The 18,847-nt window shown below is 41.2% G+C and carries 16 protein-coding genes; 14 read left to right on the top strand and 2 right to left on the bottom strand.

The features are described 5' to 3' along the window. Positions 1-9: 9 nt before the first annotated feature. From T344_RS0107730 to T344_RS29645, 9 genes are all read left to right on the top strand, one after another. Positions 10-699 carry a hypothetical protein gene (locus T344_RS0107730; protein ID WP_027628227.1) on the top strand — a complete coding sequence of 230 codons (690 nt, stop codon included), beginning with the start codon at positions 10-12 and terminating at the stop codon, positions 697-699. Positions 700-712: 13 nt separating this feature from the next. After that, positions 713-1,123, top strand: coding sequence for a hypothetical protein (locus T344_RS0107725; RefSeq protein ID WP_027628226.1), 411 nt, complete (start codon positions 713-715; stop codon positions 1,121-1,123). Beyond that, positions 1,120-1,278: a hypothetical protein gene (locus T344_RS30970; RefSeq protein ID WP_154669427.1), complete on the top strand. Its 159-nt coding sequence runs from the start codon at positions 1,120-1,122 to the stop codon at positions 1,276-1,278. The genes T344_RS0107725 and T344_RS30970 overlap by 4 nt, the downstream gene beginning before the upstream one ends. Before the next feature lie 48 nt (positions 1,279-1,326). Further along, positions 1,327-2,454, top strand: coding sequence for a glycosyltransferase (locus tag T344_RS0107715; RefSeq protein WP_027628225.1), 1,128 nt, complete (start codon positions 1,327-1,329; stop codon positions 2,452-2,454). A 39-nt stretch (positions 2,455-2,493) separates the two neighbouring features. Further along, entirely contained in the window at positions 2,494-3,324 is an 831-nt protein-coding gene (locus tag T344_RS0107710) for a hypothetical protein (protein ID WP_027628224.1), read from the top strand. Between the two features lie 118 nt (positions 3,325-3,442). Then, positions 3,443-4,408, top strand: coding sequence for a radical SAM protein (locus tag T344_RS0107705; RefSeq protein WP_242842038.1), 966 nt, complete (start codon positions 3,443-3,445; stop codon positions 4,406-4,408). Between the two features lie 133 nt (positions 4,409-4,541). Further along, entirely contained in the window at positions 4,542-5,042 is a 501-nt protein-coding gene (locus T344_RS0107700) for a sigma-70 RNA polymerase sigma factor region 4 domain-containing protein (RefSeq protein ID WP_027628222.1), read from the top strand. Positions 5,043-5,297: 255 nt separating this feature from the next. Further along, positions 5,298-7,478, top strand: coding sequence for a glycoside hydrolase family 9 protein (locus T344_RS0107695; protein ID WP_027628221.1), 2,181 nt, complete (start codon positions 5,298-5,300; stop codon positions 7,476-7,478). Between the two features lie 250 nt (positions 7,479-7,728). Further along, positions 7,729-8,430 carry a lysoplasmalogenase family protein gene (locus T344_RS29645; protein WP_027628220.1) on the top strand — a complete coding sequence of 234 codons (702 nt, stop codon included), beginning with the start codon at positions 7,729-7,731 and terminating at the stop codon, positions 8,428-8,430. A gap of 99 nt (positions 8,431-8,529) precedes the next feature. Here T344_RS29645 and T344_RS0107685 read toward each other — a convergent pair whose 3' ends face one another. Then, positions 8,530-9,009 carry a hypothetical protein gene (locus T344_RS0107685; protein WP_004623586.1) on the bottom strand — a complete coding sequence of 160 codons (480 nt, stop codon included), beginning with the start codon at positions 9,007-9,009 and terminating at the stop codon, positions 8,530-8,532. 376 nt (positions 9,010-9,385) lie between these two features. Here T344_RS0107685 and T344_RS0107680 point away from each other — a divergent pair, with 376 nt between their 5' ends. Next, complete coding sequence (locus tag T344_RS0107680) at positions 9,386-10,621, top strand: SIS domain-containing protein (RefSeq protein ID WP_027628219.1); 1,236 nt, start codon at positions 9,386-9,388, stop codon at positions 10,619-10,621. A gap of 130 nt (positions 10,622-10,751) precedes the next feature. Here the strand turns inward: T344_RS0107680 and T344_RS0107675 are convergent, their stop codons facing one another. Further along, entirely contained in the window at positions 10,752-12,353 is a 1,602-nt protein-coding gene (locus T344_RS0107675) for a dockerin type I domain-containing protein (protein WP_027628218.1), read from the bottom strand. 367 nt (positions 12,354-12,720) lie between these two features. Here T344_RS0107675 and T344_RS0107670 point away from each other — a divergent pair, with 367 nt between their 5' ends. Genes T344_RS0107670 through T344_RS0107655 form a run of 4 tightly spaced genes read left to right on the top strand, consistent with a single transcriptional unit; the run spans position 12,721 to position 18,759 of the window. After that, entirely contained in the window at positions 12,721-13,722 is a 1,002-nt protein-coding gene (locus T344_RS0107670) for a substrate-binding domain-containing protein (protein WP_027628217.1), read from the top strand. Positions 13,723-13,735: 13 nt separating this feature from the next. Further along, positions 13,736-15,325 (top strand): response regulator transcription factor, encoded by a 1,590-nt coding sequence (locus tag T344_RS0107665; protein ID WP_027628216.1) that lies wholly within the window; start codon positions 13,736-13,738, stop codon positions 15,323-15,325. Next, positions 15,312-17,147 (top strand): sensor histidine kinase, encoded by a 1,836-nt coding sequence (locus T344_RS0107660; RefSeq protein ID WP_084331143.1) that lies wholly within the window; start codon positions 15,312-15,314, stop codon positions 17,145-17,147. Before T344_RS0107665 ends, T344_RS0107660 begins: the two co-directional genes overlap by 14 nt. Before the next feature lie 49 nt (positions 17,148-17,196). Then, complete coding sequence (locus T344_RS0107655; protein WP_027628214.1) at positions 17,197-18,759, top strand: ABC transporter substrate-binding protein; 1,563 nt, start codon at positions 17,197-17,199, stop codon at positions 18,757-18,759. Positions 18,760-18,847: the final 88 nt, after the last annotated feature.

Genomic DNA, 18,847 nt, shown 5'->3' with positions numbered 1-18,847 from the left:
GGTACCAGTATGCAATTTACAGCTAATTATGATTTTAAAAAACCGGGAGGAACTGATCTCGTAAATGTTGACGATCTGAATACGAATTTCGACAATATTGATGCTGCACTTACACCATCTGCAGACCCAACGCTTGTACCGGCTTCAAGCGGCCCTGCAAAACTGTTCCAGTGGGTTTCATGGATTACCAACAGAATCAAGGCCATCACCGGTAAAGACAAATGGTATGAAGCACCCGACACAAATCTTGCAGACATAGTTTCCACTGCCACCGCAAACAAGGTGCTGAAACTGAATGGCGATGCCAGGCTGCCGGCCAGCATTACAGGAGATGCCGACACACTTGACGGCAAACATGCCGATGCTTTTGCTCCTGTTAATCATACACATGCAGCACCTTTTTCAATAAAAACAGGAACAATACTTGACCAGATGAAAATTGCTCCTACACCGGGATATCAAAATCATAAATACCTGGTGTCCATTGCATCCATAGACACTTACGGAAATACCTTCGATATTCCGGTGACAACTGCAGGGACATATCCAAACACTCATACTGTAGCCAGAGATACCACAAGGCTGGGATATGTATGCTCCCTTGATGAGGTCACTTTAACAGTGACTGTTAAAGCGATGGCAGATGACGGTTCATGGAGGTCCGGCTATGCCAACTATATTGAAATAGCATGGAATTAAGGGAGGGATTTATATGTTTCAGCTGATGATTGTGGATGCTGACGGAAATATTGCCGGTGCGTACACCGACAGCAGCCGTCTTCCAGAATTAAGGGAGGTTGTCCCCCAGGGAAACTATATAGGGATAGAAACACCATATAATCTTGATCTGCTATTCAATTCATCAGGTTATATATACAGAAACGGAGCTTTTGTAAAAAAGGAACCTGTACCCTACCGCATCACAAAATTATACATTGAGCCGGAGGAAGCAACATCCATTTACGTGCCCATGGGTACAATAGCATCCATTAACGGCGTGGAATATGAAATTGACGACGGGTGTATTGAGTATTCAAACCCGAATGTGGGAGTGCATCAAATAATGCTGAAGATAAAGGGATACGCCAATACACCGGTTTATGTGGAGGTGATGGAGCTATGAAAATAGAAGTCAATAAAAAGACAACAATTGAAACTCTGGAACAGGATGTGCTTGCAATCCGGGATGAAATATACAGGTTGTGGGAGATGTATGCAGACACGGCAAAACAACTGAAGGATCTAAAGGAGAGACTGGAGATGAAGGGTGTTTTGTAAGTTCATCAAGTATTTAATGGCAGATAAAATGTCCTTTGTGGAGGAGATATGAGGAAATTCAGTTTTGTAATACCTTCCTATAACAGCAGGACTATGCTGAGATATTCTCTTGAGGCTCTGAACAATCAGACCGGATATGGTCCGGAAGATTATGAGGTTATAGTGGTTGATGACGGTTCTCAGGATGATACCTGGGACTATATAAAGGGTGTAAACAGGAATTATGAGCTTAAGTATATATACCTTGAGAGGGAAGCCTGTTCAAGCCGGGGGAGGGCAAGAAATTTCGGATGGAAAGCGGCACAGGGAGAAAATATAGTGTTTATTGATGCGGATATAATAGTAAAACCAGGCCATCTTTCTGAACTGGACAGATTTTATAACTATCAGAGGAATGTTGTTGTTCTGGGAACCCGGTTAATGCTTCCTAAAGGAGCCTTCATTGACTTCAGTAATCTATTTCAGATATATGATTTCAACAGAAAAAAGTTAGCTTTAATCGATATAACCTACTTTGTTTATAACTCGCTGTCCTATAACATTTCCCTGGTCAGAACTCCGGGAATATTATTTTCCACTTGCAATTCGGCGGTACCGAAAGAGTGTCTGGAAAAAATCAGCGGTTTTGATGAGAGTTATGTAGGCTGGGGGATTGAGGATATGGATCTGGGCTGCCGGCTGTATAACCTGGACAATTTGCAGTTTGCAGTAAGCAGCAGGCTGGAGGTTTTACACCAGTTTCATAAGCATGGTCCAAATCTGGATGAAGAAGTGAAAAGAAACAAGGCAATATTTGAAAACAAGCTTCCCTACGGGGCTAAAAACGTACCAATGAGAATGGAACTTGAAATATGGGACGTGCTGGGCATGCCGAATGATATATACCTGGAGAGATTTGCCGGGATAAAGCCGGGAAAAAAGAATAAAGCAGTGTTGGAATTTAGAGACAGGGAAAAGCTTGACCAGTTGAAAGATAATATTATTAAACTGTCGGAACAGGAAAGTCTTGATATCGAGGTCCACGATTATTGCGAGAACACCGACCTGGATATCTGGATTCAGTTTCTTGGCTGCAGAAACAGCATTCCTCAGTACTTTCCCCAATCTAGAAAAATAAGCAAACTTTCACCTGAGGAAAGATCAAAATACTGTTTGAGCAGAAACGAGCTTTGGTGATTGGCTTTCCCACCATTAAAAAGCGGGAGGAATAATTTTATGTTAAAACAGCAAAGCACAGCTGTCCTGACTTGCATGGATAAAAATTTTGAAAATAACTTAATAAATGATTTTCTGAGAACACTGCGCAATACTGCTTGTTATCACGGAAAAGTGATAATTCTTGATTACGGTATGAGTATTGAAGCGTCTGAGAGAATTAGGAATGAGGATGAAAATGCAGAAATCATTAAATGCAGCAAGGACAGACATATATTTTCGGTAAGATTCAGGGACATGGCGGAAATAATAGAGCGTCTTCCGGCTGATATTACCAATGTTATGAGTATAGACGGCGGAGATGTGTGGTTTCAGGAACCCATAGATGATATTTTTGAAATTTGCAATAACAAAATAGGTTATATTGAAGATTATTCGCTTGATAACAGTTGGTGGAACAGACAGCTGCTAAATCTTCTGAAGCCTGGAGAAATGAAAAAACTGTGTAAAAACTTTCGCGGAACAAGGCAAAAAAATGCGGGCATGATATGCGGTCCCAGAAACATCATGATCAAGGTTTCCGATTTAATTGACAAATATGTTTTGAATAACGGAAATGATTTTTTCGGACTGGATCAATTATATTTCAACTATATTATAAATAATATGCCGGATAATGAAAAAATTGTGTTATCCAAGAAATACAATTATGTTCTTATTGATAACAGACATAAGCTGATTATTGAAAATGATCTGGTCTATAATGAAAATCATGAATTAATGACAGTAATACATAATGCCGGTGGAGGGTACTACAGGGTTGTCAGGAAGGAATCTTGCAGAGATGTTGATGAAACCCAGTATAAAAGGGTAATTCAAGTATATAAATGAGCTATGGCTATAGATGGATAAAAGGCCATAAAGTCAATAACCATAGGCCTTCTGCCGATAGTTATTGACTTTTGCAAGCTACACCCTGCTAACTGGCCGGAAGAGGAGATGAGAAGTTATGGTACTGGAAGATATTCATCTGAAGCGGGTCAATTTTATGGTTACAACCACATGCAACCTGCATTGCAGGATGTGTGACGTACCCGAGTTCAATAACCGGGAAAATAATCTGACTCTGGAAAAAATAAAGGAAATTATCTGGCAGGCTGCCCAAGCGGGGGCAGAAATTCTTGAAATATCAGGCGGAGAGCCGATGATGCGCAAAGATATTTATGAAATTATTGCTTTTGCAGCTTCATTAAAATTAAAAGTAATGATGGTTTCAAACGGTGTGCTTATAGGTCCTTCAGAAGCGCAAAAGCTGCTGGAGGCAGGTGTTTCCTTGATTCCGATGTCGCTGGAAGGCCCGGAGGAATTAAATGATAAAATACGGGGAAAAGGAAATTTTAAAAAAACACTTAGTGCCATTAAAAGCTTTTTGGCCAACAGCACAAAAATTCCCGAACTTCAGGTATCTGTCGGAATTACGCTTTCAAGGCATAATTATAAAATTGTTCGTACATTTTCAAAATATCTGCTGGAGGATGTAGGGGTACACTGTATTACTATAAATCCGTTTACGGGTACCATGATGTCACAGGAAAATTTTAAAGCACGTAAAGATGAATTTATTATACCGGAGGAACTTATTCCTGATCTTATTTTTGAAATGGAACAACTGGCTCAGTACTCGGAAAGCAGGCCGGGCAAGCTGCCTTCTCCCAGGTACATAAGAAGGATTCCTGAATATTTCGATGGAAATAAAATTTTACCCTCAGGCGGATGTGGTATGCCATTGACTTTTATCGGGATATCCCCTCAGGGATTGGTTTTCCCATGCTGGCACGGTCCGGTGATAGGTGATTTAAAGAAGTCTGTACTGAGTGAAATTCTGGCCTCCACGGCCCGGAAGGAATATGTTGAAAAAGCGTTGTCGGGAGACTGCCCGGGATGTCTCAGCTCATGCTATTCAGAAATATTTTGAAAATTTGCCCGCTAAATAGTAATGACAATTAAAAACTGAGCGCAATAGATTTTTTTGCCGATCCAGGTTGTAAAAAACAGCTTTACATTTCATTATATATGACAACTAGTTAAAGCTGACCTGGAGGTGCCGTATGAAACAGAATATCCCAATGGAAAAAATATTAAGGGAGTACAGGGTTAATAAACAAAGAATCAGTTTCCTGGAAAATCAGATAAGGCGTATGACGCCTGAGTTAGATAAGGATTATATTGAAAGTAAAATGTTTGCCCGCGGTCATAGTGACAAAACATTAAAACTTGCGGTAGTTAACGGTGAAGAAGTGGCTGTTCTCAACAACGTTGAAGAAACTGCCGACAATTACCGGCTTCATTGTGAAAATGAGTACAGAGAAGCAATAAACTGCTTAAGAAATGAGATATCCAGGCTTCATAATTCTGTTTACATTGTTGAAGATTCCCTTGATGCCCTTGGAGAGTCAAACGAAAAGTACAGGACTCTGCTGGAAAAATACTATTTACAGGGGGAGAGTATGGAGGAAATAGCTGAAATTCTTCATTTGAGCCGCAGCAGGTGTTACGAATTATGTAAAAAAGCAGTACAATACATGGAAATGGTAGTATTCGGAACATAGCTCTACAAATCAGGAAAATGTATTTTAATTTGATGAACAATTGCGAAAATTCCGGTATGTACAAATAAATTACAAAAATGTATAATTAAGTAACAAGGACGATTTTTATATATAAAATTGTCATAAATTCAATTACGGTTGAAACCTAGCCGTCCAGGTGAATATGTGCTTTTAAGCATTCTATTTTAAAGGTTTCACTGCCGGCTTTAGCCGATAGTAATTGACTTTGATAATTTAATAGGAGGAGAGATTATTATGTGTGAAAACAGAGGGCAATCCGGTAAGCTTTTCCGGATAATGGCTGTAATACTTGTGACTTCGTTACTGCTATCCACACTAATTTTTCAGCAGAAGGTTCAGGCAGCGTCTTCGCCAAGAACAGGCGGTTCTTATTACAATTATGGCGAAGCATTGCAGAAATCAATTCTCTTTTACAAGGCCAACCGTCTGGGTGATTTACCGGACAATTACATTTTGCCGTATCGTGCCGATGCAGCCATGACGGACGGAAAAGATGCGGGTATTGACCTGACCGGAGGCTGGGCTGATGCCGGCGACGGGATTAAATTTACCCATCCCATGTCCTATGCCGCCGGACAGCTGGGCTGGGCCGTATATGAATACAGGGAGGCATTTGAAAAATCCGGACAGCTGGATGATATACTGGATGAGATCAAATGGGCTACGGATTTTTTCATTAAAGCACATCCAAGTCCCGAAGTATTGTATTACATGTGCGGATATGAGGAATCCGACCATTCCGTATGGATACCCCACGAACTTCTTGACTACAGAACCAAAAGAACTTCCTTCAAAGTTGATTCTACAACACCGGGTTCGGATGTGGCCGGTCAGACTGCCGCAGCTTTGGCCATTGCATCCATTATATTCGAACCCACCGATCCGCAGTATGCCTCTACCTGCCTGACACATGCCAAACAGCTTTTTAGCTTTGCAGACAAATATAGAGGGAAAAACCCTCTCAAGACCTTGTATCCTTCGGGCAGTTATGTTGATGATCTGGCCTGGGGGGCAATCTGGCTTTATATAAAGACCGGAGATCCCAATTATCTTGATAAGGCAAAAGCTGTTTTGCCCGTCACATCACTGGGAGGCCAGCATACCCATTGCTGGGATGATGTCAGCTACGGAGCGGCGTTGAAAATAGCCCAGGTTACACATGACACAGGATATGCTGCCATGGTGGAAAAAAATCTGGACTGGTGGATGCCGGGCGGCGGCCTCAAATACACTCCAGGCGGTCTGGCATGGCTTTCGCAGTGGGGTTCCCTGCGCTATGCATCCACCGCTGCATTTTTGGCATTTGTCTGGTCTGATGATAAGACAGTAGGTACAGCGTCGAAAAAAGATACATATCATAAATTTGCGGAAAGTCAAATAAATTATGCACTTGGAGATAATCCCCGGGGAGGGAGCTATGTAGTGGGGTTTGGCAAAAATGCACCTGAACACCCGCATCACAGGACGGCTCACGGCTCGTGGACAAGCATGCTTACCGTACCGGCCTTCCACCGCCATATACTCTATGGAGCCCTGGTGGGAGGTCCCACATCTGACGACAGTTGGAAGGACGACATTTCCGATTATACATTAAATGAAGTTGCCACTGATTACAATGCGGGCTTTGCAGGTGCTCTGGCCAAAATGTATGACATGTACGGCGGAGAACCGCTGGAAAACTGGCCAAAACCTGAAGATTTCCGGGCGAAGGAAGATAATCTCACCGAGTATTTTGTCAGGGGCTGGATAATTTACGAGGGGTATGGGACTTTAAACCTTATGTTCCAGATCAACAACCGCTCAGCATGGCCTGCAGCAATGAAAGATAAGCTGTCTGCACGCTACTATATGGATCTTACCGAAGTATTTGAGTCGGGACATAAACTGGAGGATGTGGAAATAACACTGGGGCAGAGTCAGGGGGCCAAGCTGTACGGACTGAAGCAATATAAGGACAATATTTATTATTTCACCGTTGATTTCTCGGGAACACAGATAATGCCTGCCGAATGGGAGTTATGCGAGAAAGATGCCAATGTATCCATAAAGTATAAGGATAACTGCGGTTCCAATGAAAATGACTGGTCCTATAAAAACCTGTATGGACCGCCGGATTATGATGCCGTATCTTTTGCGGGCATGACCCCTTACATACCGGTATATGACAGCGGAGTACTCCTGTGGGGTGAAGAGCCTTTCAAACAGGAGCCGGGGTTTACTTACGGAGATATAAATTCTGACGGAAGCATTGACACCATAGATTTTGCATTGTTAAAGCAAATATTGATGGGAAGTACTCCGGGGAATGTCAACATGCAGGCGGCAGACGTGAAAGCCGATGGTGAAGTAAATGCTCTGGATTATGCGGTTTTGAAAAGCTATTTGTTGAATATGATTGATAAACTTCCTCAGTAGTAAAAATTAATAGAAATGTTAATAGTAATATTTCTTTAAAATGTTATGGTTTTATCTGGTAGAATTAATTTACATAATTATAACCCCACCCTTGACCGGAAATGTAAAGAGTGGGGTTATTTATTTTTTGAACTATTTTTAGCGTGTATTCCAGGATTTATGATTACAAATCCTGCTGATTTATGTTAAAATTTAGAAAAACATGCTTTTGAATTTCAATTGTTTGCTAATTTTTTAAAGGAGGTTTAAAATGTTTTATATTTTAATTGCAATTCAGTTAGTCATTTATTCAATCGGTTTAGTTATAAATACATCCAATCCGTCAGGAGGCCTTGCTGTACCGGTAAAAGTGATTTTAAGCCTGTCCTTTGTCCTGGCGGCATTATTAATAAGGCATTTTAACAGGACAAAGGTTTATACAAAATATGTTGCCATCGGGATGTCCCTATGCTTTATCGGAGATCTCATTAATTCGGATGTCATCCCTGGAGTTGGTATTATAGGAAGTATCGTATTCTTTGCCCTTGCACATGTTTCTTTTATCCTTGCTTATGCAAAAACCGTTAAAAAACATGGCTTAACAATTTTTTGCAAATACTCTTACATATTTATGGCACTGTACTGGGCAATAACCATTTTATTATGGGGGCTTTTAGTATTTCCAAAGGACAAAAGTTTCATGTCTTACGGCGTACTTGCATACGGGCTATGGGTTTCGACAATGGCTGCCTTCTCCTGGTCTCTGGTAAGAATACATAAAAAATACCTGCTGGTGGCAGCCGGAGCATTTATGTTTGTGATTTCAGACCTGTTTCTGGCAGTAACAGGAATCGGAGGAATAACGGTACATTTCAGGGATGCGGTAATATGGGCAACGTATATCCTGGGATTGACGGGAATAATTTATGCAGGACACTTTATAACTGAATCACAGCAAGACAAAAGTATTTAAACAGGGAGCAGGAACGAAATTAATATCGAAACAATTAAGGAACCCACTTTCAGGGTTCCTTAATTGTTTTATTGTTTAAATTATCCCGGACGATGAGGATTATGACCTGTTTTTATGAGGCCGTGCAAATTTGCCATCCTGCCACATTCCATAGAGATAGATTAATAAATAATGTGTGATTGTCATTACATATATCCAGATTCCTTTGAGAAAATCCTGATTTAGCCATATAAATATTCCTCTTCTATGCAGCCAGGGATGTATCACGCGGATAAAAAGAGTGCTCAGAAGTATTTCAATAACAAAATAGAGCCAAAATCGTCCATAGGTGAATTTGAAAATCCACATTGCGGCTATTGGCAAAACACCGTAGACAAAACTTATCATTTGATCAAGTGGAAAGATATTCACCCGGGTTTCCCACAGTTTTAGGCCAACACCTATATCTATGATAATTGTGTTTGTTACCATAGTGAATAGGGCAACCGGCATCCAGCGCCTGATCTCTTCCTTCTTCATAAAGAAGAGTGACAGCCAGGGCAGAATCAGCATAGACCATACTATTACCTGATTAGTCATAAGCAACCTCCCGTACCAATTTTTCTATACGATATTATGTGTGTATTTCAATATCCTATACTAATCTAAATTTTGAAGACCTATCCATTCACTATGATATAAAGTACGGTTACAGCTTTGAAATATAAAAAATTTTTACAGAGACATGACATAGAAATTTAAGTTGCAAAACAAGGGATTTATTAGGTAAATTTACCAATGTTACCGAATTGATAGTGTGTTATTCTGTTGTAAAAATTACCATATATGTAAAAAGGATGTTCCTTTCTGTTAAATATATTATGAATACATTCTCAAACTTTAAATCTGTTTTTGGTGAGAGAGGTGATTAATTTGAGGCAAAGTTTTGCTCGAGAGGTGATAGGGGTGATTAAATATGAATACGAACGCGGTATTAGCAGGAAAAACGAAAGAAGGGCTAAAATTTTATCCGGATATGAAAACACGGGCCGGTATAATAGAACAATATTTGAAGCAAATACGGAATGCCTTGCGTGAGCTATGCAGCAGCTCAATAGATGAAATAGAGGAATTTTCAAGGGTGCTGGTCCGGGCAAGAGCACGGCATAATGAAATAATGTTTTTTGGCACCGGGCAGGATTACCACATAATAAATCACGCAAATTTTAATTTCCTGAAAACAAACAATTTGAGTGTCATAACCATGGGAATCCCTGAAATAACAGCTTTCAGAAATGAAGGCCCCTGTCCGTACCGGCTGAAGGATATTTTAGAGCGGAGACATTTTGGTAAAAGAGATGTACTGGTGGGGGTGCAGTTTGAAAAAGATGACAGGATACTCCGGAAAGCATTTGAATATAACTATGAAAATGGCGGAATAAACGTATTGATTTCAAATATGAAAAGGATTCCGGAGTATACCGGAATCAATATTTTTATCAACTCGGATAACACACTTGTCGCAAGGGATACAGCTCAAATTGTTCTTCATTTCCTGTCTGCAAATCTGGCATTTAAAACTGATACCGAGTTTAAGGATCAGGGTGCCGAAGCATTATCGGAATATTGCCAGCTGCTTTTAAGATCATTAAAGGGTCGTTATTTTTCCAATAAAAATCTTGCCGGTATTTCAGCAGCAATAGAAAAAAAGCTTAGAGAAGGCAGCCGGATTTTTGCCTTCGGAAATGGAGGAAGTGCTTCCATAGCATCATTTGCTGCCGGTGCGCTCAAGGAGCTGGCGGATGATCCGGCTGATGGATATGCCAGAATATTTGATGTGACCTCTTATGTTAAAAATATGACAAAGAGTATAAACAATGGATATATTAATGGATATTTAAAAAGTGATGCTTTTACAAGGATTATCAGAAATCTGGGAGTTAGAAATGGAGATTTGCTGCTTGGCTTCAGTTCCAGCGGGAACTCGGAAAATATTTTACACCCGCTTGTAAGTTTGGATAAGACTGAACGAATAGGGATACTTGGTTTTGAAAATGGCGGGGTTATCGGTTCAAGCAATGCTGCCGATTTAATGGCCGTTGTGCAGGATGCCGGCGGCTTCAGAAGCTATCAGAGGGCTCAAGACGGCCAGAGGATTGCTGTGAGTGCCATAATAAATACACTCTATGATATGGGGAGATTTATAGCCTAATAAAGTTATTTTGTTTCATTTTTATGCCACGGAACATTAAAATGGGAATGTCTCAAAATGAGATGTTTTTGAGACACTCCCATTTGCTTGTTAATAAAAATATACCGGCATTCTTTTATGGTCTGGTAAACTAATTAACCGGCAGTGCTATAATTTCTCCCAGCAGGTACTTCCTTAATATTGCCAGGTCAAGAGCATCCACACTGCTGTCCCTGTTTACATCGGCCAGCCTGATTCCGTCCTGTGACGGGAAGGTGCTTATCTGGCCCGTCAGATACTGTTTCACAAGAGCAAAGTCAAGGGCGTCGACAACCCTGTCACCGTTGACATCTCCGTAGATTTCCTGGCTTGAACCGGTTGAACCTACAAAAGTGGTTATTGAGTTTGCTGCTATAGTACCGGTAAAACTGGAGCCGCTGACGGCTATTTTTGCACCTTCAGCTAAATTTTGAGTTGCTGAGGTGGTAAACGGTGTTACAGAAGCGGGTGAAAAGCCATTTAAGGTATATGTAACGGATTGGCCGGCCGAACTGTTATTCATGGCAACTATAGCAAAATTACCAGTAGAGGGATCTTTGTATGCAGTCACATATACACCCGATACCGGATTGGCCGTAGCAGAAATTCTCTGCCAGCCCGGTCTTATAAATCTTGCATATTGTCCGATGGTATAGAGTCTTTTGGCAACCTTATAGGTTTTGGAATTCATATCCATTTGTATGAGGCCTTCTCCGTTATATGTTTTGTAGCATGCACCCCACCAGTAGTTCCATGCATTTCCCTGAGTTACGGTCATAAAATCATGAATTTCCCTGGACCATTTCAAACCATCTGTGATTGTAATATCATTGCCGTTCATGTCAGATATCTCGGTCTGCCAGATTCCTTTCCCCTTTGCCTTTGTGGTAGGAAACGGCACATAAGTTGACCCGTAATTGTGACATCCCACGATATCAGTTCTTTTCACTGCGACAGCATCGTTGAGACTGTCTATTGCAAGGGATTCCGAACATGTCATCTTTTCACCCACAATAACTTTTGCAGTTATACCTTCCCTGTCAAAAGTGGGTACAAGATAATTGCTCATAAATGTCTTAAACTGGGCTGCAGTCCACGTACATGAAGAATAGGCCGTTTCCAGGTCGGGCTCATTTGATATTCCTATATGTGTAATGTCAATTCCGAATTTTGATTTGTAGTTTTTAATGTGCTCGGCCAAATAGGTGGCATAAGCCTGGTACTTGTCGGTTTTGAGTGATCCGCGTGCAACCGAACCGGTGGTTTTCATCCAGGCCGGCGGGCTCCATACGGTATAAAGTATGTTTTTTATACCATAGGTTGACTGGATGGCTTTGATCATGGGTATCTGGTCGTCGTTGGAGGCCGTCCAGTCCCAGGTGGTCTCCGAAGGCTGCATTGTCTTGTTGGGCCCGTCGGTTGCATTTCCCCAGGTTCCGCCGTCACCCAGTATTGAACGGAAGATGGAAAAACCGGCTCCATTGGTGGTTGAGAATAGCAGGTCGTAGATTTCATTTTGTTTGGCTTCACCTAAAAGAGCAATATTATTTGACTGGTGAAAAGCTTCCGATACACCAAAACCGTCAATGGTCTGGTAAGCTGTATTCCAGTCAACGGTAACTGCTGATGCTGCATACATGTTGGCAGGCAGAGCTATTGACAATAAAAGCATTAATACAATTGCCATACCTGTGAAACGAATAAATTTTTTCATGGTAATACCCTCCTGTTTTAAAATTTTGGTTATTAAACATATTGTACCATAAATTACCATAAAATATATAAATATACAAAAAATAAATTAGTTCGTCAGTTTTTGACTATTTTAATTATGTTATACAAAGTCATCTGGAAATACTTGATACTTTTTGTAAACCGTGATAAGACTATTATTAGTACAAATCAAGAACCGGAAGGGCTAGTATCTTATTAATACAAAAGTATTTAAAACTGACTTTTGTGACTTTTGGTGATTCAACAAAAATGTTTTTTATGATATAAAGTAAATATTATATAATCAGTGGATTATGCTTCCAGTTTCTATAGGCGGTAAAACCATGGGGAAAGAAGAGGAACTGTAAATGTGGAAAAAAATTTTTCTGATTTTTTTCATTATCTTTATACCGGCAGTATCTTCCTCAGGCTGCAGTAACTTCAATAAGGATAAGCCTTCCGGCAACAAAAATATTGTGATAGCAGTCAGTGTTATCGGGGAGACTCATGACTGGCCTGTTGGTGTCTCCTGGTACGCCGAAGAGGAAGTAAGGGATATAGCCGCAGAAAACGGCTGGAGCTATGAATTTAAGGTGGCTGCCGACGCCAATGAACAATCCGGTCAAATCATCAATTTAATTAATAAAAAAGTCAGTTGCATCATAATGCTGCCAATGGACGGCGCATCACTGAAAACCGCGGCCATGGCTGTGCAGGACGCAGGAATACCACTGGTTATTTTCGACAGGGAAATCCCGGATTTTGCTCCCTCTGCCACAGTCAAAGGGGATAATGCAGGGATAGGAATACAGACCGCAGATATTTTCAACGGCATGTTTCCGGACGGCACAAAGGTACTGGAAGTCATGGGCGACACGTCAACGGTTCCCCAGCAGCGGACAGACGGCTACGATGAGACCATCCACGACAATTTTACAAAGGAACAGGTTGGCTATACAGGATGGCGGCGGGATGACTCCAGAAAATTGTTTGAAGACTGGGTAGATAAGCACAGCCAGGCAGAAATTGACCGGGTGGGGGCCATTTTTACCCATGATGACGAAATCGCACTGGGTATACTGGATGCGCTGGATTCCTACAAAGCGGATAAAAATTTCCCAAAGACCTTCGACAGGCTAAAGGTTATTGCAGGCTCGGCAGGCTCGCAGGAAATGTATAGAAGGATTAAAAGCGAGGAGAAGTATACCATCTTCTCCCTTACATATTCCCCGAAAATGGTCAAAAAAGCCATCCGGGTGGGAGAGAGCATCATAAAGGGGGAGGAATATGAAGAGATGACAATTATTCCTACCGAAGAAGTGACAAAACGTAATGTTGATAAATATATAGATGTCAATTCACCATACTAAGGATGATGAAATAATGTATAAATTAATTGTTGTCGACGATGAAAAAGCCATCAGGAAGGGTATATGCAATTATATTGATTGGGGAGGCCTCGGCTTTGAGGTTACCGCTTCCTTTGAGGACGGGAAGGAAACCATAGAATATATTGAAAGCCATGATGTGGATGTTGTTTTAACAGATATAGAAATGGCCCAGGTATCCGGGCTGGAGCTTGCAAAATACATACATGACAGGCAGCTGCCTCCCAAGGCCGTGATCATAAGCGGGTATAAAGAATTCGAATATGCCCGTAAGGCTGTGGAGTACGGTGTGGAGCACTATTTGTTAAAACCCATAAAAATGGAAGAGGTAGCAGAGGTATTTACAAAAATAAGGAAAGACCTGGATAAGAAAAAAGAGAACGGGCACAGGCTGATAACAGAGCAAAGGAATTTCGAAGAGCTGCTTCCCGAACTCAGGGAACAGTTCTGGATAAGTTTGCTGGTGGGGGGACCGCGGGCAAAAGAAAAACTTATAAAACGAAAGAATCTGCTTAAACTGGATATGGATGTGGAGCTGCCATGCGGTATTCTGGATATTAAACCGGCCGGTGAGGATGAAGAGCTTCTGCCATATAACCGGAGTGAAAATTATCATAATCTGATCAATAATATATTCGGGGGCATAAGCGATGAAATTCAATGCTATCCAACCTTCCTTTCGGCAGATATTCTTAAAATTATTGTCACTACCTGCCGGAACGAGACGGCCGATATGTTCGGTAAAAGGCTGAAACTCCAGATTGACGAAAAATGCCAGTCGGCATACTCTCTGTTGAAGTTGAAATTTGATATTAAGATTGAAAAAATATTCAAAAACCTCGTGGAAATGTCGGAATACAATTGCAGGCTATCCTCCCGGGCGGAATTGGAACAAAGTCCGGATAACGGATTACTGTCGGAAGATTATGAACAATTGATACAAAAGTATAAATTGCTTATGGGCATCATAAACGACGGTGATTTTGAAGAACTGGACAATATGATTGATAATATCTTCCTGGAATTTCGAAATCTTCCCATAGATCAGGTGAAACAGATATCCATTGATATGTTCTCCATGCTTTCAGGCAAATTTGTCAAGATGGGAATTGATTTCTGGAAGGATATGAATAAAACCGTCAGTTACCAGCAGATCATGGAAGCAGAAAACCTAAGAGAACTTAAAATAAAGTGCCAAAACATGCTCAGAGCCACCATTGATATAGTAAGGAGCAAACAGAATGCCGGTTCCAGAAGTGTTGTGGAACAATCGCTGCTATATATAAAAAAACATATAGGAGAGGATTTATCGCTGGAGGGCATTGCCGACAGATTCTTCCTCAACCAGACATACTTCAGCAGACTTTTTAAGCAGTATACCGGAACCACCTTTACCGATTATCTCATAGAACAGAGAATGGAAAAGGCGAAGGAGCTGCTTTCGCTTGGGAGGTTCAAGGTGTATGAAGTGAGTCAGATGATCGGCTACAGAAGTGAAAAATACTTTTTCCGCATTTTTAAGCAGTACGCCGGCTGTTCGCCTGCAGAATACTTCAGAGGCAGGAGTTTGAATGATGAAAGATAAGCAGAACAACAAACTGTCCGGCAATCCTAAAAACATGATTTTAAAGTACATACAGGACTACCGTTTCAACAGCATTTTTGTAAAAAGCTTTGCGATTATACTGGTCCTGCTGGTTTTTACATTTACTGTGATCATGCTGGCAGTATCCAATAAAATGAACGGTATCATCACCAGGGAGGTTGGCAGCATGAGTGTCAATTCCCTCGGAAAAACAAGGGACCGTGTGGATGTGGTCATGGAAGAGGCCGTTCAGATCTCGGGACAGCTGTCCCTGGATGATGATATAAAAAAGTTTCTGCTGCCCGACACAAAGGAGCTGTTTGGCAGGGATCAGACTGCAAAGGTGAAAGCCAAGATCGAAATGTACTCGGGAGTATTCAATTATATCGATACAATATATGTATATTCCAACAAGAGCAGATACATCGTATCCAATGAAGGAGGAGGCAAACTCAGCGAGTTTGATGACATTACCTGGCTGGACAACCTGACCGAGCGCGAATATGAGCCTGCCAGAATGATAAGCAGGGTAAAACGCAACTCCTATCCGTACCTTATTTCTTATATACAGCCTCTACGCCTGACTCAGATGCAGTTTCTGGGCGGAATAATTGTAAACATTGATATCAGCAAGATGAAAGAGCTGATAGTATCGAATATAAAGGATTCAAGGGAAACATTAACCATTGTCGACAACCGGAATAATATACTGTTCAGTTCCAATGAGAAGCATATAATGAAGAAAATCGACAAGGTGGATTATTACAGGGACATTAAATTTCAGGATATTGACGGTTATCAGATAATTCATGACGGGGATCAGGAATTACTGGTGACGGTGGCATCCTCCAACGAATTCAATTGGAAATATATATCCACAGTGCCGTTAAATGCCTATGACGAATACAACAAAAGCACCAGGGGCTTCTATTTTAAGCTGTTTCTGGCCTGTATTTTAATTTCTATAGTGGCATCGTTCATCATTGCACTGTATTGTTATACTCCGGTAAAAAATATTCTGAATTTGTTGAAGCACCCGGATATATACGAAGAGAGCTATTCGGTGGATATAGGACTCAGAAAGGATGAAACCCATGAAATAGCACTCAATATAGTAAGAAACCTGTATTCCAACAAGCAGATGCAGGCAGAGATGAAAACCTACACAAACATCATCAACAAGGCCCAGCTGACTGCACTGCAGGCACAGATCAGCCCTCATTTCCTTTATAATACCCTGGAAAATATTCGGTGGAGGGCAATGGAAATCTGCAGGGGGGATAACGAGGTATCACAGATAATACTAAATCTGTCCGAAATGCTCAGAATCAGTCTTGAAAGCGATCAGCAGCTGGTCACTATAGAGGAGGAAATCAAAAATACAAAACTATATATAAAAATACTTCAGCTGCGGTATGAGGACAAGCTTCAGGTCCTGTGGGAAGTGGATGAGAAAGCGGCCGGCTACCACATCGTCAAGGTAAGCCTGCAGCCCATTATTGAAAATGCGGTTTATCATGGAATCAAGCCTCTGAGAAAACTCGGAGTTATAACCATCAGCGTTGACAAGCTTGAAGACAAAATAGTCATACGTGTAAAAGACAACGGCATTGGTATGAGCAGGGAAGAAGTTGAACGGCTCAACAGGGATATGAGTGAAAAATATATTCTCCAGGAAGACCATATCGGGATACGCAATGTCAATCAAAGGATCAAATTGCTTATGGGAGACGAAGCAGGACTTGAAATAGAGAGTGAAGAAAACCTCGGTACAACGGTAACCCTGATCCTGCCTCTGCCCAAAACAACGGATAACCTGTGATAAATTTCATTGCAGTTTTGTGGCCGCAATGCGGCTCATGGAGGTTAACATGGTCTGTAAAATGAAACATAAAGTATTGTATATAAAACTTCTGGTATTTTTATTTGTCATAATAACGTTCATGACAAATATCTCCTGTACACAAAAGACAAGTAGTGTACAGACAAATAATGAATATACCCCGAATGAAAAGATTGTGCTGAAATGGATGATCTATGGTGAGAAATCAAAAAATTCCGAAAGCGTATTTTCCGAGTTCAATAAAAAACTGCAGGAGTATTATCCTGATACAACCGTTGAATTTGATATTGTCCCATACGATATTTACAAGGAAAAGTGGGATATGAAAATGGCCACCAACGAGCATTTGGATTTAGCCTGGATAGGAAATGACATATTCAATTACACCGAAGAGGTAAAAAAAGGTTCCTTCATGGCTCTGGACTATTTATTGAGCACATATGGACAGGAGCTTCTGGCCGAAATACCTGAAAACATATGGCGGGTGCAAAAACGTGAAGGCAAGATTTACAGCATTCCGCTGATGGGAATGTTATACAGGAAAGATTATGCAGTGGTATCCAGTAAAAAGCATATGAATACCTATGGAAACATCCAAGAAATCGGTGCCGTAAACCGGGCCGATTACTATACAAATGAGGAGTGCTACGAGGTCCTGGAAAAATATTTGTCCAGCCTGAAAGCTGAAAAAAACCTGGGTACCGGCATTTCCAGCGAAACCATATCAAAGATTGCGGACAAGGGCCTGGAGGGTATATACGGACCCAATTCCCCCTTCGTAATCAAAATTTTTGACAATGATTTGAAAGTATACAATAAATATGAGCTGGATTCGTACAGGCTTTTCTTTAAAACCATTCATGACTGGTATGAGAAGGGATATATACGTGAAAACATTGAAGAGGTGCTGAATCCCAAAAGTTATGACGGGAAGAGGAACGGCAGTGTGCTTTTTCTGGATGAATACGGGGAACACGGGGTGGTGGCCGACAGGATTGCCACCGAATACGAAGCGGTATACGAACCCCTTCAGAATTATAAATATATTTCATTTGAATGCAGCAGGAATGCGGTTGCTCTTCCGAGAACCACAAAAAATCCCCGGCGTGCTCTTGAAATAGTAAACCTGCTGAATACCGGAAAGGGTGAAGCGCCCTACAAACTGCTGGTCAATGGTTTCGAAGGCAGGCACTTCATAAGTAAGGGGAGCGGACAGGTGGACAGGATAACCGGTGCATCGGGGAAGCCGCTTTATGAGCTGTCCCAATACACCCTGGGAAATGTTTTTTTAAATTACGAAAAAACCCCCGGTGAATTTGAACAGCTGGAGCAATATAATAAAAATGCCATAGTTTCACCGTTGACAGGGTTTGAACTTGATACAAGGATGATGGTGCTTGAAATGTCCAAGATTGACCTGGTGGTGGAACAATATCTCAATACCCTGAGACTTGGCACCTCGGAGGACTGGCAGCAGGTGTACGGTGAATTTGTCGATAAAATGAGACAGGCAGGTTCACAGAAGGTTATTTCGGAAATGCAGAAGCAGATTGACACCTTTAAGAAAACAAAAGATACCAAAGGCAGCTGACAATACCGGGATGATTTAAAAGAGGTTGCGTAAAGACGTGTATTGTAATGATAACATACCTTTCGGACAAAGCGGCGATGCTATACTT

This window comes from Ruminiclostridium cellobioparum DSM 1351 = ATCC 15832, from assembly GCF_000621505.1.
GTDB lineage: Bacteria > Bacillota > Clostridia > Acetivibrionales > DSM-1351 > Ruminiclostridium > Ruminiclostridium cellobioparum.
Note: the sequence above shows the minus strand (reverse complement) of the source record. Positions and strands in the feature narration are given on the sequence as shown.

What these genes read in the sequence shown, in the direction of transcription:
- T344_RS0107730 (WP_027628227.1), top strand. Translation starts at nt 10, where the DNA reads ATGCAATTTACAGCTAATTATGATTTTAAAAAACCGGGAGGAACTGAT.
- T344_RS0107725 (WP_027628226.1), top strand. Translation starts at nt 713, where the DNA reads ATGTTTCAGCTGATGATTGTGGATGCTGACGGAAATATTGCCGGTGCG.
- T344_RS30970 (WP_154669427.1), top strand. Translation starts at nt 1,120, where the DNA reads ATGAAAATAGAAGTCAATAAAAAGACAACAATTGAAACTCTGGAACAG.
- T344_RS0107715 (WP_027628225.1), top strand. Translation starts at nt 1,327, where the DNA reads ATGAGGAAATTCAGTTTTGTAATACCTTCCTATAACAGCAGGACTATG.
- T344_RS0107710 (WP_027628224.1), top strand. Translation starts at nt 2,494, where the DNA reads ATGTTAAAACAGCAAAGCACAGCTGTCCTGACTTGCATGGATAAAAAT.
- T344_RS0107705 (WP_242842038.1), top strand. Translation starts at nt 3,443, where the DNA reads ATGGTACTGGAAGATATTCATCTGAAGCGGGTCAATTTTATGGTTACA.
- T344_RS0107700 (WP_027628222.1), top strand. Translation starts at nt 4,542, where the DNA reads ATGAAACAGAATATCCCAATGGAAAAAATATTAAGGGAGTACAGGGTT.
- T344_RS0107695 (WP_027628221.1), top strand. Translation starts at nt 5,298, where the DNA reads ATGTGTGAAAACAGAGGGCAATCCGGTAAGCTTTTCCGGATAATGGCT.
- T344_RS29645 (WP_027628220.1), top strand. Translation starts at nt 7,729, where the DNA reads ATGTTTTATATTTTAATTGCAATTCAGTTAGTCATTTATTCAATCGGT.
- T344_RS0107685 (WP_004623586.1), bottom strand. Translation starts at nt 9,009, where the DNA reads ATGACTAATCAGGTAATAGTATGGTCTATGCTGATTCTGCCCTGGCTG.
- T344_RS0107680 (WP_027628219.1), top strand. Translation starts at nt 9,386, where the DNA reads ATGAATACGAACGCGGTATTAGCAGGAAAAACGAAAGAAGGGCTAAAA.
- T344_RS0107675 (WP_027628218.1), bottom strand. Translation starts at nt 12,353, where the DNA reads ATGAAAAAATTTATTCGTTTCACAGGTATGGCAATTGTATTAATGCTT.
- T344_RS0107670 (WP_027628217.1), top strand. Translation starts at nt 12,721, where the DNA reads ATGTGGAAAAAAATTTTTCTGATTTTTTTCATTATCTTTATACCGGCA.
- T344_RS0107665 (WP_027628216.1), top strand. Translation starts at nt 13,736, where the DNA reads ATGTATAAATTAATTGTTGTCGACGATGAAAAAGCCATCAGGAAGGGT.
- T344_RS0107660 (WP_084331143.1), top strand. Translation starts at nt 15,312, where the DNA reads ATGATGAAAGATAAGCAGAACAACAAACTGTCCGGCAATCCTAAAAAC.
- T344_RS0107655 (WP_027628214.1), top strand. Translation starts at nt 17,197, where the DNA reads ATGGTCTGTAAAATGAAACATAAAGTATTGTATATAAAACTTCTGGTA.